General features: G+C 62.8%; 13 protein-coding genes. 6 read left to right on the top strand and 7 right to left on the bottom strand.

Features of this window, described 5'->3' with window-relative positions; translation table 11 throughout:
- Nucleotides 1–47 precede the first annotated feature (47 nt).
- Together CAG18_RS19480 and CAG18_RS19485 are read right to left on the bottom strand one after the other, a co-directional pair.
- Nucleotides 48–935, bottom strand: a complete 888-nt coding sequence (locus CAG18_RS19480; protein ID WP_015268436.1) for a lysophospholipid acyltransferase — start codon at nt 933–935, stop codon at nt 48–50.
- A 41-nt stretch (nt 936–976) separates the two neighbouring features.
- Nucleotides 977–1,528, bottom strand: a complete 552-nt coding sequence (locus tag CAG18_RS19485; protein WP_003260004.1) for a DNA-3-methyladenine glycosylase I — start codon at nt 1,526–1,528, stop codon at nt 977–979.
- An 83-nt stretch (nt 1,529–1,611) separates the two neighbouring features.
- Between CAG18_RS19485 and glyQ the strand changes: the two genes are divergently transcribed.
- From glyQ to CAG18_RS19505, 4 genes are read left to right on the top strand one after another with little or no spacing between them, the layout of a single operon-like run.
- Nucleotides 1,612–2,559, top strand: a complete 948-nt coding sequence (glyQ, locus tag CAG18_RS19490; RefSeq protein WP_013970261.1) for a glycine--tRNA ligase subunit alpha — start codon at nt 1,612–1,614, stop codon at nt 2,557–2,559.
- The gene (gene glyS / locus CAG18_RS19495; protein ID WP_003260006.1) at nt 2,556–4,607 is read left to right on the top strand and encodes a glycine--tRNA ligase subunit beta; all 2,052 of its coding nucleotides are present in this window, start codon (nt 2,556–2,558) and stop codon (nt 4,605–4,607) included. Before glyQ ends, glyS begins: the two co-directional genes overlap by 4 nt.
- A 3-nt stretch (nt 4,608–4,610) precedes the next feature.
- On the top strand, nt 4,611–5,138 hold the full coding sequence (gene gmhB / locus CAG18_RS19500; RefSeq protein ID WP_015268435.1) for a D-glycero-beta-D-manno-heptose 1,7-bisphosphate 7-phosphatase: 528 nt from the start codon (nt 4,611–4,613) through the stop codon (nt 5,136–5,138).
- A 46-nt stretch (nt 5,139–5,184) separates the two neighbouring features.
- On the top strand, nt 5,185–5,970 hold the full coding sequence (locus CAG18_RS19505; RefSeq protein ID WP_025337179.1) for a 1-acyl-sn-glycerol-3-phosphate acyltransferase: 786 nt from the start codon (nt 5,185–5,187) through the stop codon (nt 5,968–5,970).
- 198 nt (nt 5,971–6,168) lie between these two features.
- Here the strand turns inward: CAG18_RS19505 and CAG18_RS19510 are convergent, their stop codons facing one another.
- Together CAG18_RS19510 and CAG18_RS19515 are read right to left on the bottom strand one after the other, a co-directional pair.
- A complete protein-coding gene (locus tag CAG18_RS19510; RefSeq protein ID WP_015268434.1) occupies nt 6,169–7,788 on the bottom strand; it encodes an MFS transporter in 1,620 nt (539 codons plus the stop codon).
- Between the two features lie 98 nt (nt 7,789–7,886).
- Nucleotides 7,887–9,533, bottom strand: a complete 1,647-nt coding sequence (locus tag CAG18_RS19515; RefSeq protein ID WP_085721397.1) for a GMC family oxidoreductase — start codon at nt 9,531–9,533, stop codon at nt 7,887–7,889.
- Nucleotides 9,534–9,754: 221 nt separating this feature from the next.
- Here CAG18_RS19515 and CAG18_RS19520 point away from each other — a divergent pair, with 221 nt between their 5' ends.
- Complete coding sequence (locus CAG18_RS19520; RefSeq protein WP_015268432.1) at nt 9,755–10,642, top strand: LysR family transcriptional regulator; 888 nt, start codon at nt 9,755–9,757, stop codon at nt 10,640–10,642.
- On the opposite strand, the gene CAG18_RS19525 is transcribed toward CAG18_RS19520, so the two are convergent.
- From CAG18_RS19525 to CAG18_RS19535, 3 genes are read right to left on the bottom strand one after another with little or no spacing between them, the layout of a single operon-like run.
- Nucleotides 10,631–11,449 (bottom strand): sulfite exporter TauE/SafE family protein, encoded by an 819-nt coding sequence (locus tag CAG18_RS19525; protein WP_085721398.1) that lies wholly within the window; start codon nt 11,447–11,449, stop codon nt 10,631–10,633. The two genes, CAG18_RS19520 and CAG18_RS19525, sit on opposite strands and share 12 nt — an antisense overlap.
- Nucleotides 11,446–12,717 (bottom strand): FAD/NAD(P)-binding oxidoreductase, encoded by a 1,272-nt coding sequence (locus CAG18_RS19530; protein WP_085721399.1) that lies wholly within the window; start codon nt 12,715–12,717, stop codon nt 11,446–11,448. The genes CAG18_RS19525 and CAG18_RS19530 overlap by 4 nt, the downstream gene beginning before the upstream one ends.
- 39 nt (nt 12,718–12,756) lie before the next feature.
- The gene (locus CAG18_RS19535) at nt 12,757–13,641 is read right to left on the bottom strand and encodes an MBL fold metallo-hydrolase (RefSeq protein WP_085721400.1); all 885 of its coding nucleotides are present in this window, start codon (nt 13,639–13,641) and stop codon (nt 12,757–12,759) included.
- A 222-nt stretch (nt 13,642–13,863) separates the two neighbouring features.
- Between CAG18_RS19535 and CAG18_RS19540 the strand changes: the two genes are divergently transcribed.
- The gene (locus CAG18_RS19540; protein ID WP_085721401.1) at nt 13,864–15,156 is read left to right on the top strand and encodes a sigma-54-dependent Fis family transcriptional regulator; all 1,293 of its coding nucleotides are present in this window, start codon (nt 13,864–13,866) and stop codon (nt 15,154–15,156) included.
- The last annotated feature ends 115 nt before the right edge of the window (nt 15,157–15,271 follow it).

Raw genomic sequence — 15,271 nt, forward strand, 5'->3', positions numbered from 1 at the left:
CGACGCATTCGCGGGTAAACCCGCTCCAACAGGGGACAGTGAAAATCTCAGTACCAGCGCGCCTCGCCAGCCGGGCGCTTCTTGAAGCGCTTCATGCTCCACATGTACTGGCTCGGGTACTCGCGCACATAGCGCTCGACCACCTTGCTCATCGCCGCCGCCGACACGGTCACATCGGTGCTGTACATCTCTTCCGGCGCCGCCTCCAGGAACACCTTGAAGCCCGAGCCGTCAGGCAACCGCAGGGCATGCAGGAACACTCCAACCGCCTTGCCCCCGGCCAGCATGTTCGGAACGAACTTGCTGGTCAGCGCCTGGGTACCCAGGAACGGCACGAACACCCCGGCCGACTCCGCCGGCTCCGGGTCGGCAGGAATACCCACCTGACCACCACGGCGCACTTCCTTGATCACGCTGAGGATGCCTTCCTTGGTCGAAGGCGCCACGCGGTTGCCCATCTGCACCCGCTGCTCGCGCAGCAGGTCATCCACCGCCTTCAGCTTCGGCGGGCGATAGAAGATGATCGGTTTGCACTGGTTGCAGTAGAAGTGGTTCAGCACTTCCCAGTTACCCAGGTGGCTGGTGATGCCGACCACGCCCTTGCCCGAGGCCAACGCCTGCTCCAACACTTCCAGGCCGTGCACTTCCTTGACCAGCTCCAGCGAGCGCTGCGGCGGCCAGATCCAGGCACAGGCACTTTCGACGAAGGATTTACCGATATCCTTCAACGCGCGGCCCACCAGCTGCTCGCGCTCGGCCGGGTCCATCTCCGGGAAGCACTTGGCCAGGTTGATGCGCACGACATTGCGCGAGCCGTTGGGGATCTTCCACATCAGCCAGCCGATACCGGCGCCGACGCGCTGCACAGCGCCCCAGGGCAGCTTGGCAAACAGACGCAGCACCCCGACCATCAGGGCGCCCTTGAACTTTTCCACAGGCGAATTCCTTATTTCAGCAAGGCGCGCATTGTAACCCCTCAGCGCAACAAGGCGGCGTAGCGATCGCAATCGGTGGTGTGGTCCATGACCATGCCGGTGGCCTGCATGAAGGCATAGCAGATGGTCGGGCCAACGAACGTGAAGCCGGCTTTCTGCAGGGCTTTGCTCATCGCCTTGGCTTCATCGGTAACCGCTGGCACCTCGCTGCGGCCAGTGAAGTGGTTGATCTTCGGCGCACCACCGACGAATGACCAGAGCCAGTCGGCGGGGTTGTCCACAGCCAGCCAGGCCTGGGCATTACGCCTGGCAGCCTTGAGCTTGAGGCGGTTGCGGATGATGCCGGCATCCTGCATCAGCTCCTCGATGCGTTCGTCGCTCATGACGGCGAGTTTCACCGGATCGAAGCCGTGCATCACCTCGCGATAGCGCTCGCGTTTGCGCAATACGGTGATCCACGAAAGCCCCGCCTGGAACCCTTCGAGCAAAAGCATCTCGAACAGCAACGCCGGGTCACGCTGGGGCGTTCCCCATTCCTGGTCGTGGTAGGCCTGGTACAACGGATCGTCGGTACACCAAAAGCAGCGTGGCATAAGGCTCCAATGAGTAGAGGGCGAGGCGAATCAGGTTATACTCCCGCTCTTTACATCCGCATCCCCAGATACAGGTGAATTTCGTGAGCCAGCCTACGCCAGCCGTGCGTACCTTCCAAGACCTGATCCTCGCCCTGCAGAACTACTGGGCCGAGCAAGGTTGTGTGGTGCTTCAGCCCTACGATATGGAAGTAGGCGCCGGCACTTTCCACACCGCTACATTCCTGCGCGCCGTGGGTCCAGAAACCTGGAACGCCGCCTATGTGCAGCCTAGCCGTCGCCCTGCCGACGGGCGGTATGGCGAAAACCCCAACCGCCTGCAGCACTACTACCAGTTCCAGGTGGTACTGAAGCCCAACCCGGCCAACTTCCAGGAGCTGTACCTCGGCTCGCTGAAAGCCATCGGCCTGGACCCGCTGGTCCACGACATTCGCTTCGTCGAAGACAACTGGGAATCGCCGACCCTCGGCGCCTGGGGCCTGGGCTGGGAAATCTGGCTCAACGGCATGGAAGTCACCCAGTTCACCTACTTCCAGCAGGTAGGCGGCATCGAGTGCTACCCAGTCACTGGTGAAATCACCTACGGCCTGGAGCGCCTGGCCATGTACATCCAGGGCGTCGACTCGGTGTACGACCTGGTGTGGGCCGACGGCCCGTTCGGCAAGGTCACCTACGGCGACGTGTTCCATCAGAACGAGGTGGAGCAGTCGACCTACAACTTCGAGCACGCCAACGTCGACAAGCTGTTCGAGCTGTTCGACTTCTACGAAAGCGAAGCCAACCGCCTGATCAAGCTTGAGCTGCCGCTGCCGACCTATGAAATGGTCCTGAAGGCCTCGCACACCTTCAACCTGCTGGACGCCCGCCGCGCCATCTCGGTAACCGAGCGCCAGCGCTACATCCTGCGTGTACGTACCCTGGCCCGGGACGTGGCGCAAAGCTATCTGCAAGCCCGCGCACGCCTGGGCTTCCCGATGGCCACCCCTGAACTGCGTGACGAAGTGTTGGCTAAGCTGGAGGCTGCACAATGAGTGCTCAAGATTTCCTGGTAGAACTGGGCACCGAGGAGCTGCCACCGAAGGCCCTCGCCAGCCTTGGCGAAGCCTTCCTGGCGGGTATCGAGAAGGGCCTGCAGGCCGCTGGCCTGAACTACACCGGCAAGCAGGTTTACGCCGCGCCGCGCCGCTTGGCCGTGCTGATCCGCCAGCTCGACGTGCAACAGCCTGACCGCAGCATCAATATCGACGGCCCGCCCCTGCAGGCTGCTTTCAAAGACGGCGAGCCGACCCAGGCTGCCTTGGGCTTTGCCAAGAAATGCGGTGTGGAGCTGTCGGAAATCGACCAGAGCGGCCCCAAGCTGCGCTTCTCCCAGCACATCCCGGGCAAGGCCACCACCGGCCTGCTGCCGACCATCGTCGAAGATTCGCTCAACGACCTGCCGATCCCCAAGCGCATGCGCTGGGCGGCCAGCCGTGAAGAGTTCGTGCGCCCGACCCAATGGCTGGTGATGCTGCTGGGCGACCAAGTGGTCGACTGCACCATCCTGTCGCAGAAGGCAGGCCGTGAATCCCGTGGCCACCGCTTCCACCACCCGGAAAACGTGGTCATCACCACCCCGGCCAACTACGTCGAAGACCTGCGCAAAGCCTACGTGCTGGCCGACTTCGCCGAGCGCCGGGAGCTGATCAGCAAGCGTACCGCCGAACTGGCCATGCAGCAGGAAGGCAGCGCCATCGTGCCGCCGGCGCTGCTGGACGAAGTGACCGCCCTGGTCGAGTGGCCAGTGCCGCTGGTGTGCTCGTTCGAGGAGCGCTTCCTCGAAGTGCCGCAGGAAGCCCTGATCACCACCATGCAGGACAACCAGAAGTACTTCTGCCTGCTGGACAGCGAAGGCAAGCTGCTGCCGCGCTTCATCACCGTGGCCAACGTCGAGAGCCGCGACCCGAAGCAGATCGTGCAAGGCAACGAGAAGGTCGTGCGCCCACGCCTGACCGACGCCGAGTTCTTCTTCAAGCAGGACAAGAAGCAACCGCTGGAAACCTTCAACGAGCGCCTGAAGAACGTGGTGTTCCAGGCTCAGCTGGGTACCGTGTACGACAAGGCCGAGCGCGTTTCTCGGTTGGCCGCCTTCATCGCCCCGCTGATCGGCGGCGACGCCCAGCGCGCCGGCCGTGCCGGCCTGCTGTCGAAGTGCGACCTGGCCACCGAGATGGTCGGCGAATTCCCTGAAATGCAGGGTGTTGCCGGTTACTACTACGCGCTCAACGACGGTGAGCCGGAAGACGTGGCCCTGGCCCTGAACGAGCAGTACATGCCGCGCGGTGCAGGCGCCGAGCTGCCGCAGACCCTCACCGGTGCTGCCGTGGCCATCGCCGACAAGCTCGACACCCTGGTCGGCATCTTCGGCATCGGCATGCTGCCTACCGGCAGCAAGGACCCGTACGCCCTGCGCCGTGCCGCCTTGGGCGTGCTGCGTATCCTGATCGAGAAGCAGCTGGACCTGGACCTGACCGGTGCGGTCGAGTTCGCGGTCAAGCAGTTCGGCGCCAAGGTCAAGGCCGCCGGCCTGGCCGAACAGGTGCTGGAGTTCATCTTCGACCGCCTGCGTGCGCGTTACGAAGACGAAGGCATCGACGTGGCCACCTACCTGTCGGTCCGTGCCCTGCAGCCAGGTTCTGCCTTGGACTTCGACCAGCGCGTGCAGGCTGTACAAGCCTTCCGCAAGCTGCCGGAAGCCGAGGCCCTGGCCGCGGTGAACAAGCGCGTGTCGAACCTGCTGAGCAAGGCCGAAGGCGCCATCGCCGATCACGTCGAGCCGAAGTACTTCGACAACGCCAACGAGTTCTCCCTGTACTCGGCCATCCAGCAGGCCGACCAGGCCGTGCAACCGATGGCTGCTGCACGCCAGTACAGCGAATCGCTGGCCCGCCTGGCGGCCCTGCGTGACCCGGTCGACGCCTTCTTCGAGGCGGTGATGGTCAACGCCGAGGATGCCAAGGTACGCGCCAACCGTTATGCCCTGCTCAGCCGCCTGCGCGGCCTGTTCCTGGGCGTGGCCGACATTTCGCTGCTGGGGTAAGCCTTGAAACTGCTGATTCTCGACCGTGACGGAGTAATCAACTACGACTCCGACGCCTACATCAAGACGCTGGACGAGTGGGTGCCGATCCCTGGCTCGGTCGATGCGATCGCGCAGTTGAGCAAGGCGGGCTGGACGGTGGCCGTGGCCACCAACCAGTCCGGCATTGCCCGTGGCTACTATGCGCTGACTACCCTCGAGGCCATGCACGCGCGCCTGCGCGCGCTGGTGGCCGAGCAGGGTGGCGAAGTGGGCCACATCGTGTATTGCCCGCACGGGCCGGACGAAGGCTGCGATTGCCGCAAGCCCAAGCCTGGCATGCTGCGGGCGATCGCCGAGCATTACCAGGTCGGCCTGGAAGGCGTCTGGTTCGTTGGCGACAGCAAAGGTGACCTGGAGGCCGCCCTGGCCGTCGGTGCACAACCCGTGTTGGTGAAAACCGGCAAGGGCGAGCGGACCCTGGAAAAAGGCGTCCCAGAAACTACACTGATTTTCGACGATCTGGCAGCTATCGCCAGAGAACTAATTTAAACAGTGCGCCTTCGGGCGCATTTTTCTCAGGCGGGCATGCCCCGCAATGGTACAAGCCACTATGTCGATCCTGCAGGCGATCAGAATCTTTCTTTTTTACCTGCTGCTGGGCACCAGTTCGCTGCTGTGGTGCTCGCTGAGCTTCTTCGTTGCGCCGTTCCTGTCGTTCCCCAAGCGCTACAAGTTCATCAACGTGTACTGGTGCCGTTGCGCGTTGTTCCTGGTGCGCACCATCCTGGGTATCGACTACAAGATCACTGGCGCCGAGAACGTGCCTGATGAGCCTTGCGTGATCCTGTCCAACCACCAGAGCACCTGGGAAACCTTCTTCCTTTCCCAGTATTTCTCGCCGCTTAGCCAGGTGCTCAAGCGCGAGTTGCTGTACGTGCCGTTCTTCGGTTGGGCCATGGCCATGCTGCGGCCGATCGCGATCAACCGCGATAACCCCAAGGAAGCCCTGCGCCAGGTAGCCAGCAAGGGTGACGAGCTGCTCAAGCAGAAGACCTGGGTGCTGATCTTCCCGGAAGGCACCCGCGTGCCATTCGGCACCATGGGCAAGTTCTCCCGTGGCGGTACCGCGCTGGCAGTGAATGCCGGCCTGCCGGTGCTGCCGATTGCCCATAACGCCGGCAAGTTCTGGCCCAAGACCGGCTGGGGCAAGCGCGCGGGCACAATCGAGGTGGTGATTGGCGAGCCGATGTACGCCAACGGCACCGGGCCACGGGCCATTGCCGAGCTCAACGACCGCGCTGCGGCGTGGAACGAAGCGACCCAGCGGGCCATGGGTTCGCTGCCGCCAGCAGAGGAAAAACCCCAGGAACAGATGGCCTGACCTTCTGTGGATAACTTGTGAACTGTTTTGGATTAAAAGCCTGAAGTGATCGCTAAGTGTTTGAATTAGCTGTTTATTTCTGTGTATGACATTTTTCTGAAAATCGTGCATAAGTTTTTTGGGGCATAAGAAAACCGGCTTTTACAGCCGGTTTTTTATTGCCTCATGCGGGCGTGTAGAAAGGGCCCGTTGCAGCCGTCAGATCTTGTCGATATCCACATCCCTGGTTTCTTTCAGGCAGAAGATCCCCACCACCAGGCTGATCCCGGTCACCAGCACCGGGTACCACAGCCCATAGAAGATATCCCCGGTGTACACCACCAGCGCGAACGACACCGTTGGCAGGAAGCCACCGAACCAGCCGTTGCCAATGTGGTAGGGCAGTGACATCGAGGTGTAGCGGATGCGAGTGGGGAATAGCTCGACCATCACCGCCGCCAGCGGGCCATAGGTCATGGTCGCGATCAGGATCATCGCCACGATCAGCACCACCACCATCACCTGGTTGACCTGCCCAGGGTCGGCCTTGGCCGGGTAACCGGCCTGTTCCACCGCAGCACGCATGGCTGCTTCGTCGAAGCCGTTGATGGTCTTGTCACCGATGTTAACCACCACATCGCTGCCGGCCACATCCACAGAGCTGTACGGTAGGCCTTGCTTGACCAGGAAGGTCTTGACCTTGTCGCACGGGCTGTCGAAACGCGCCTTGCCCACCGGGTCGAACTGGAAGGTGCAGCCTTGCGGGTCGGCAGTGACAACGATCGGCGCCTGGCGGCTGGCTGCGTCGATCTGTGGGTTGGCGTAGTGGCTCAGCGCCTTGAACAGCGGGAAGTACAGCACCGTGGCCAGGAGCAGGCCGAGCATCAGGATCGGCTTGCGGCCAATACGGTCGGACAACCAGCCGAAGAACACGAAGAACGGCGCACCAATGACCACGCTGATGATCAGCAGGGTGTTGGCCTGGGCCGGGTCCATCTTCAGCATCTGGGTCATGAAGAACAGCACGTAGAACTGCGCCGTGTAGAAGGTCACGGCCTGCCCGGCGTTGATGCTGAACAGGGCGGTGAGCACCACTTTAAGGTTCGGCCAGGAGGTGAACGACTCACGGATCGGCGACTTGCTGACCTTGCCCTGGGCCTTCATTTTCACGAAGGCCGGCGACTCGTGCATGCTCATGCGGATCCAGGTGGAAATCGCCAGCAGCACGATCGACAACAGGAACGGCAGGCGCCAACCCCAGGTTTCGAACTGGTCGCCACTGATATAGCGGCTGCCCAGCACCACCACCAGCGACAACAACAGGCCAAGGGTGGCGGTGGACTGAATGAAACCCGTGTGGAAACCGCGCTTGCCGGGCGGCGCATGCTCGGCCACATAGGTGGCCGCACCGCCGTATTCACCACCCAACGCCAGCCCCTGCAGCATGCGCAGGACCACCAGGATGATCGGTGCCGCGATGCCGATGCTGGCGTAGGTGGGCAACAACCCCACCGCGAAGGTGGACAGGCCCATCAGCACGATGGTGACCAGGAAGGTGTACTTGCGCCCGATCATGTCGCCCAGCCGGCCGAACACAAGCGCACCGAACGGACGCACCAGGAAGCCGGCGGCAAAGGCCATGAGGGCAAAGATGAAGGCTGTGGTGTCGTTCACGCCAGCGAAGAACTGCTTGCTGATGACCGCTGCCAGCGCACCATAGAGAAAAAAGTCATACCACTCGAAAACTGTCCCGAGGGATGACGCGAAAATGATCTTGCGTTCTTCACGACGGCTGGAGCTGCTGGCCGCCGCACTCTGCTCTTGGATGTAATCCGACATCGTTGCTGTCCTCGGCCCGCAGGCCACAGTGATTATTCTTCTTGTTCCACTGTCGGCAGCTTCTGACCGCCAGCTGCCGGTACTGCACGCACCCGGGGTCAGGGCGTCGGTATCGCGTCTTCGTTCAAATAGGTCTGGGTGGCAGCTCCTTTGAGGATCAGTTGCGCCGCCTTCTCGGCGATCATCAGGGTGGGTGAACAAGTATTGCCGGAGGTGATCTGCGGCATGATCGAGGCGTCCGCCACACGCAGGCCAGGGATGCCGTGTACGCGCAACTGGTTATCTACAACGTCCAGTTCGCCATTGCCCATGCGGCAGGTGCCGACCGGGTGGAAGATGGTGGTGCCGATCTTACCGGCGGCTTCGAACAGCTCTTCTTCGGTTTGCAGGGCTGGGCCCGGCAAGTATTCCTTTGGGTCGAACGCAGCGAGGGCAGGGGCCTGGACGATACGCCGGGTAAGACGAATGGCATCGGCGGCGACGCGCAGGTCCTGGGGGTCGCTGAGGTAGTTGGGGTCGATCAGCGGCGTGCTGTTCATGTCGCTGCTGCAGATATCGATACGCCCGCGGCTGGCCGGGCGCAGGTTGCACACCGAGGCGGTAAAGGCCGGGAACGTGTGCAGTGGTTCGCCGAATCGCTCAAGTGACAGCGGCTGCACGTGGTACTGCAGATTGGCGGTGGCCTGCTCCGGGCTTGAACGCACGAATGCACCCAGCTGGCTCGGGGCCATGGCCAACGGGCCACTGCGGTCATAGAGGTAGCGCAGGCCCATGCCCATCTTGCCCCACAGGCTGTTGGCCATCTGGTTCAGGGTACGGGTATTGCGGATCTGGTAGATCAGGCGCAGTTGCAGGTGATCCTGCAGGTTGCCGCCAACGCCTGGCATGTCGTGTCGCACGCCAATGCCCAGGCTTTGCAGGAGCTGCCGCGGGCCGATGCCGGAGCGCTGCAGGATACCGGGAGAGCCCACAGCGCCCGCACAGAGGATGATCTCGCGACGTGCCGCAAACTCGTGCCAGGCACCCTGCCAGAACGCCTTCACCGCCCGTGCACGGGTGTTGTTGAGCAGCACCTGGTCAACCTGAACGCCGGTCAGCACGGTGAGGTTGGGGCGGTCCTTGATCGACCGCAGGAAAGCCTTGGAAGCGTTCCAGCGCACACCGCTGCGTTGGTTGACCTGGAAATATCCACAGCCCTGGTTGTCGCCGGTATTGAAGTCATCGACCTTGCCGATGCCGCTTTGCTCGGCGGCATCACGGAAGGCATCGAGGATCGGCCAGCTATAGCGCTGGCGCTCGACCCGCCATTCGCCATCACCACCGTGGTGCTCGCTGGCGCCGGCAAAGTGGCTTTCGCTGGCCTTGAACAGCGGCAGTACGTCCTTCCAGGCCCAGCCGTCGTTGCCTTGCTCGGCCCAACGGTCGTAGTCGGCAGCCTGGCCGCGCATGTAGATCATGCCGTTGATCGAGGAGCAGCCACCTAGCACCTTGCCGCGAGGGTAGCCCAATGCACGACCACCCAGGCCGGGCTGCGCCTCGGTCTTGAAGCACCAGTCGGTGCGCGGGTTGCCGATGCAATAGAGGTAACCGACGGGGATGTGGATCCAAGGATAGTTGTCGCGGCCACCCGCTTCCAGCAGCAGTACGCGGCAGGAAGGGTCGGCGGACAAACGATTGGCCAACAGGCAACCGGCGGGACCGGCTCCTACGACCACGTAGTCGAAGACAGAATCGGCTGATGGCATGTGCAACCTCGGGCCTGATTATTATTCTTGTCCCGATCCATCTTAGTGAGTAATTTCGTGGAGGAAACACGAGATTTCGCGCAGCCGCTGTGCGTTTTAGCACAGTGGTAAGTCTGTACTGGCCTCTTCGCGGGCACGCCCGCTCCCACAAGGTAACGCGATCCCTGTGGGAGCGGGCTTGCCCGCAAAGGGGCCGGAACGAACTGCCAAAAAGGATCAGCATGTTCGACTGGAACGATCTGCGGTTTTTCCTCGAGTTGCAGCGCAGCGGCCGCCTGCTTACCGCCGCCAAGCGCCTCAACACCACCCACAGCACCGTGGCCCGGCACATCGAGAGCATCGAGCAAAGCCTGGGGACTGCGCTGTTCGTGCAGCATGCCCAGGGCTATGAACTGACCCCCTCGGGCCAGGCCCTGCTCAAGCACGCCGAAGCCATGGAAAACGTCGCCCTGCTGGCGCAGGAAGAAATCACCCAGGCCATCACGCCGCTGGGCAAGATTCGCCTGGGGGTGACCGAAGGCATCGGCATCATGTTCTTCACCCCGCGCATGAATGCGCTGTTCGACCGCTACCCCGGCCTGGAAGTGGAGCTGGTGGCAGTACCGCGCTTCGTCAGCATCCTCAACCGCGAGGCGGAGATCAGCATCCACCTGGAACGGCCCAACGCCGACCTGCTGATCACCCGCAAACTCACCGACTATCGCCTGGCCCTGTACGCCAGCCAGGACTACCTGGATCGCGCGCCCCCGCTGCGCAACCGCGAGGACCTGGCCCGGCACAGCTGGATCGGCTACGTCGACGACTTGCTGTTCAGCCAGGAACTGCTGTTTCTCAACAGCTTCTGTCGGGCCCCCAACGTGGTGTTTCGCAGCACCAGCGTGATCGCCCAGCAAACCGCCGCCCGCGCCGGGTTGGGCATCGCCGTACTGCCCAACTACATGGCCCGCCACGACTCGACGCTGGTGCGCGTGCTGCCTGGCGAAACCATCCAGCGCAGCTACTGGATCTGCACCCGCCGCGAACTGCACAAGTCAGTGCGCCTGCGGGTAGTGTGGGACTACCTGCTGGCGCTGTGCGCGGCAGAACAGAGCGAGCTGCTAGCCCAGTAGCGCCTTGCCGGCCAGCAGCAGGGCCGCAGCCCAACCGGCCACGGCAAACATCTGCTGCAAGCGCGGCCCGGCCAGCCTGGCCGCCAATGGCCGCGCCAGCAGCAGGCCGAGCACCGCACCGACGGCGAACGGGGCGCCAACCTGCCAGTGCATGACCCCTGCGAGGCTGGCGCTGACCACACTGCCGGTGGACACCAGCGCGATCACCGCCAGCGAAGTGGAGACGATGCTGGCCATCCGCAGGTTGGTGTAGCGGTTAAGGGCCGGGATGATGACAAAGCCACCGCCCACGCCGAGCAGGCCGGAGAGCAGCCCGGACAATGCGCCGGTGAAGGCCAGGGCGCGCGCGCAGGGCAGGGTCCAGCGCAAACGGCCCTGCAGCGGGTTCAGCACGCAGGGTTCGATGTAGCGATGGGCATCATTGGCTTCGCCGCGCAGTTCCTTGGCCGCCTTGCGCCAGATGCGCAGACAGGCATACACCAACACCCCGGCGAACACCAACTGCAGTGGCGTGTTCGGCAGGCGGTGCGCCAGCGTCAGCCCGAACGGCGCCGCTGCCACACCGATCAATGCGATGAACAGCGCCGCCCGGTAGCGCACCAGGCCTTGCCGCAAGCCCAGCACAGCACCCACCGCTGCCGCGATGCCTACGGCCAGCAGGCCGACCGGTGCCGCCTCGACCATCGACAGCCCCAGGCCGAACACCAGCAAAGGCACTGCGAGAATGCCACCGCCGGCACCGGTCAATGCCAGCACGGCACCGATGATCGCGCCCAGGCCCGCTCCCAGTATTTGATGTTCGATCACTGCCGACCCTCGGCTACCAACGGCTGTGGCCGTGCCAACCACTCGCGGCCCTTGAGCATGCCTTTCCAGTACAAGGGTGGCAGCACCTGCGCCTTGAGCAACCAGGCCAGACGTGTCGGTTTACGACCATCCAATAGCCAGTTGGGGAAGCTCGGTGCCAGCTTGCCTCCATAGGTGAACTCGGCCAGCACGATCTTGCCGCGCTCGACGGTGAGCGGGCACGATCCATAACCATCGTACTGGGCCATGGTAGGCAGCCTGCCCAGGGCCACCAGTACATTGTTGGCCACGACCGGAGCCTGCTTACGTGCAGCGGCGGCGGTCTTGGCATTGCTGGTATTGGCCACGTCCCCAAGGGCATGGACATTGGTGAAGTGGCGATGGCGCAGGGTATGCGGATCGACATCGACCCAGCCGGCGCTGTCGGCCAACGGACTTTCACGAATGAAGTCCGGTGCCACCTGCGGCGGTACTACATGCAGCATGTCGAAGGCCTCGATACGCGTTTCGTTGCTGCCATCGGCCAATGTGCGCACGAAGGTGGCGCGCTTGTTCGGACCGTCCACGGCGACCAGGCGGTGGGAAAAATTGAGGTCCACGGCGTACTTGTCGATGTACTTCAGCAATGCGGGCACGTAGTCCGCCACACCGAACAATACTGCGCCAGCATTGAAGAAACTGGCTTTCACAGCCCCCAGGTGACCATGCCGCAGCCAGTGGTCGCAAGACAGGTACAGCGCCTTCTGCGGCGCGCCTGCACACTTGATCGGCATGGGCGGCTGGCAAAACAGGGCTCGGCCTTGCTTGAGCTTCTGTACCAGTTCCCAGGTGTAGGGCGCCAGGTCGTAGCGGTAGTTGGAGGTGACGCCGTTGCGGCCCAAGGTCTCGCTGAGGCCATCAATGGCCGCCCAATCCAGCTTGAGGCCGGGGCAGACCACCAACTGTTCATAACTGATGGCGCGGCCGCCTTCGAGGAGGACCAGTTGGCCCAGCGGGTCGAACCCCTGCACGCGTGCCTTTATCCAGCGCACGCCGCGCGGAATGGTCGAGGCCATGGTGCGGGCAGTGCTTGGCGCCTTGAACACACCGGCACCAACCATGGTCCAGCCGGGCTGGTAGTAGTGCACTTCGGCGGGGTCGATCAAGGTCACATCCAGCGACGGGTCACGGCTGATCAAACTGGAAGCGGTGGCGATTCCGGCGGCGCCGGCACCGACGATGACCACTTTGTGGTGGTCGGTATTGGCAGGGGACAACAAGGCAGGCATGGCGGTAAATCCTGTAAATCTGGTTATGGGGCAGGGCGGTCACAGCTTGTTCAGCGGAATCTTCAGGTAACTCACACCGTTATCTTCCGGCGCGGGGAACTGGCCGCTGCGCATGTTCACCTGCACCGAAGGCAGGATCAGCACGGGCATGTCGAGGGTCTTGTCGCGGGCTTCACGCATGGCGACGAAGCTGTCCTCATCGATGCCCTGGTGGATATGAATATTGTTGGCGCGCTGCTCGGCCACGGTGGTGACGTACTGCATGTCACGGCCACCTGGCAGGTAGTCGTGGCACATGAACAGCCGGGTCTGGTCGGGGAAGGCCAGCAGGCGACGGATCGAGCGGTACAGGGTGCGAGCATCAGCCCCAGGGAAGTCGCAACGGGCGGTACCGTAGTCGGGCATGAACAGGGTGTCGCCGACGAACACCGCTGTCTCGCCGGCGTCCTCTATCATGAAGCTCATGCACGCAGGTGTGTGCCCCGGGGTGTGCAACGCACGGGCATGCAGGTTGCCAATGCGGAAACCTTCCTCGTCCTCGAACAGCACATCGAACTGGCTGCCATCGCGGGCGAAGCCAGGCTCGGCGTTGAACAGGGCACCGAACACTTTCTGTACCTGGGTGATATGCGCGCCGATGGCGGTATGGCCGCCAAGCTGTTCCTTCAAATAGGCCGCCGCCGAAAGGTGGTCGGCATGCACATGGGTTTCCAGCACCCACTGCACGTCAGCTCGCAGCTCCTTCACCCGGTCAATCAACTGGTCCGCCGAAGCAGTGCAGGTACGCCCCGACTTGGGGTCATAGTCCAGGACACTGTCGATCAACGCACACTTGCGCGTTTCGCCGTCCATGACCAGGTAGCTGATGGTCGAGGTCGCCTTGTCGTAAAAAGCGTCCACGTGCAGGTTGTTGCCGATGATCATCGCGTTCTCCAATTTATCCGCCCAGCCTTGTACAGGCGTAGGCAGTGCCAGGAGGTTTATCAAGATGCATGCCAGGCATTTTCCTGCGTTTGGGCCAATGAAACCGGCCCGTTGCTGACAATTGCCGACGACAGTGGCAGCGCAGATGGCAGTCGACTGTCAGCCGATGGCAGTGTTTGGCAGTCCTTGTTACCCTGCGCCGGTCATCCAATCGGTGCCGTCATGCCTGAAGCCCATCCCCTCATCCTAGCTTTGGTTTCCTATCTTGAGCACGATGCCCTGCCAACCATCGTGCTGGATACCGACTACAACATCCTGGCGGCCAACGCTGCCTATCGCCGCCAGTTCGGTCGCCATGAGCAGGCGCCGCTGGGTGAGAAATGCCACAAGGTCTCGCACCACTACGCCGTGCCTTGCGACCAGGCCGGCGAGCATTGCCCGATGCGCAAGGCGTGGCACAGCAAGGCACCGGAGCGGGTTTTGCACATTCATCACACGCCACGCGGCCCCGAGCATGTGGATGTAGAGCTGCGGCCGATCCTGGATGAACAGGGCAGGGTGGTGGCCTTTGTCGAACGCCTGACCAGCATTACCCTCGCGTCGGCGCAGCCTCAGGAACAAGGGCTGGTCGGCCGCGCGCCAGCATTCAAAGCGGCCCTGGCCAGCCTGCAACGTGCAGCACCGGCGCAGATCCCGGTGTTGCTACAGGGTGAGTCGGGTACCGGCAAGGAACTGTTCGCCCGCGCTGTGCACTTGGGTAGCCCCCGGGCCAACGGCCCGTTGGTGGTGGTTGACTGTACCGGCCTGACCGAGTCGTTGTTCGAGAGCGAGTTGTTCGGCTACGAGAAGGGCGCGTTCACTGGCGCCAACCAGCGCAAGATCGGCCTGGCTGAAGCGGCGCATGGTGGCACCCTGTTTCTGGATGAAATTGGCGAGGTCCCGCTGGCGATGCAAGTGAAGCTGCTGCGCCTGATCGAGTCCGGCAGCTTCCGCCCGGTAGGTAGCCTGCGTACGGTGCATTCGGATTTCCGCCTGGTATCGGCAACCCATAAACCGCTGAAGCAAATGGTCGCGGACGGCACCTTCCGCGAAGACCTGTACTACCGCATCAGCGGCTTCCCGATACGTCTGCCGGCATTGCGCGAACGAGCAGAAGACCTACCGTTGCTCGCCCAGAGCCTGCTGCAGCGCATGGCCGGCAAGCCGACACCCAGGCTGAGCGACGAGGCCTTGCAGAAACTCGTGCTGCATCCATTCCCAGGCAATATTCGCGAACTTCGCAACATTCTGGAAAGGGCGCGTTTGTTTGCGGACGACGGACTTATCCGGCCCGAGCATTTGCCGGAGGACATTGGGTCGACAGGGGCGATCACGGCAGATGGCCGGCGCAATCACCTGGGTGAGCTGGCCCAGGCACTGCAACAGTTCAAGGGCTCGCGCAGTGAACTGGCCCGTCACCTTGGCCTGAGCGAGCGCACCCTGTATCGCCGGTTGAAGGAGCTTGGCCTGAATTGACGCCTTCGGTTAACGCGCTCTACAAGGGCCTGCTTATTCCCGACGGCAACACACATCCTGTGGGAGCGGGTTCACCCGTGAACACCGGCGAAGCCGGTGCCATCCACCGTGCCTC

This window comes from Pseudomonas sp. B22(2017), from assembly GCF_002113105.1.
Taxonomy (GTDB): Bacteria; Pseudomonadota; Gammaproteobacteria; order Pseudomonadales; family Pseudomonadaceae; genus Aquipseudomonas; species Aquipseudomonas asiatica.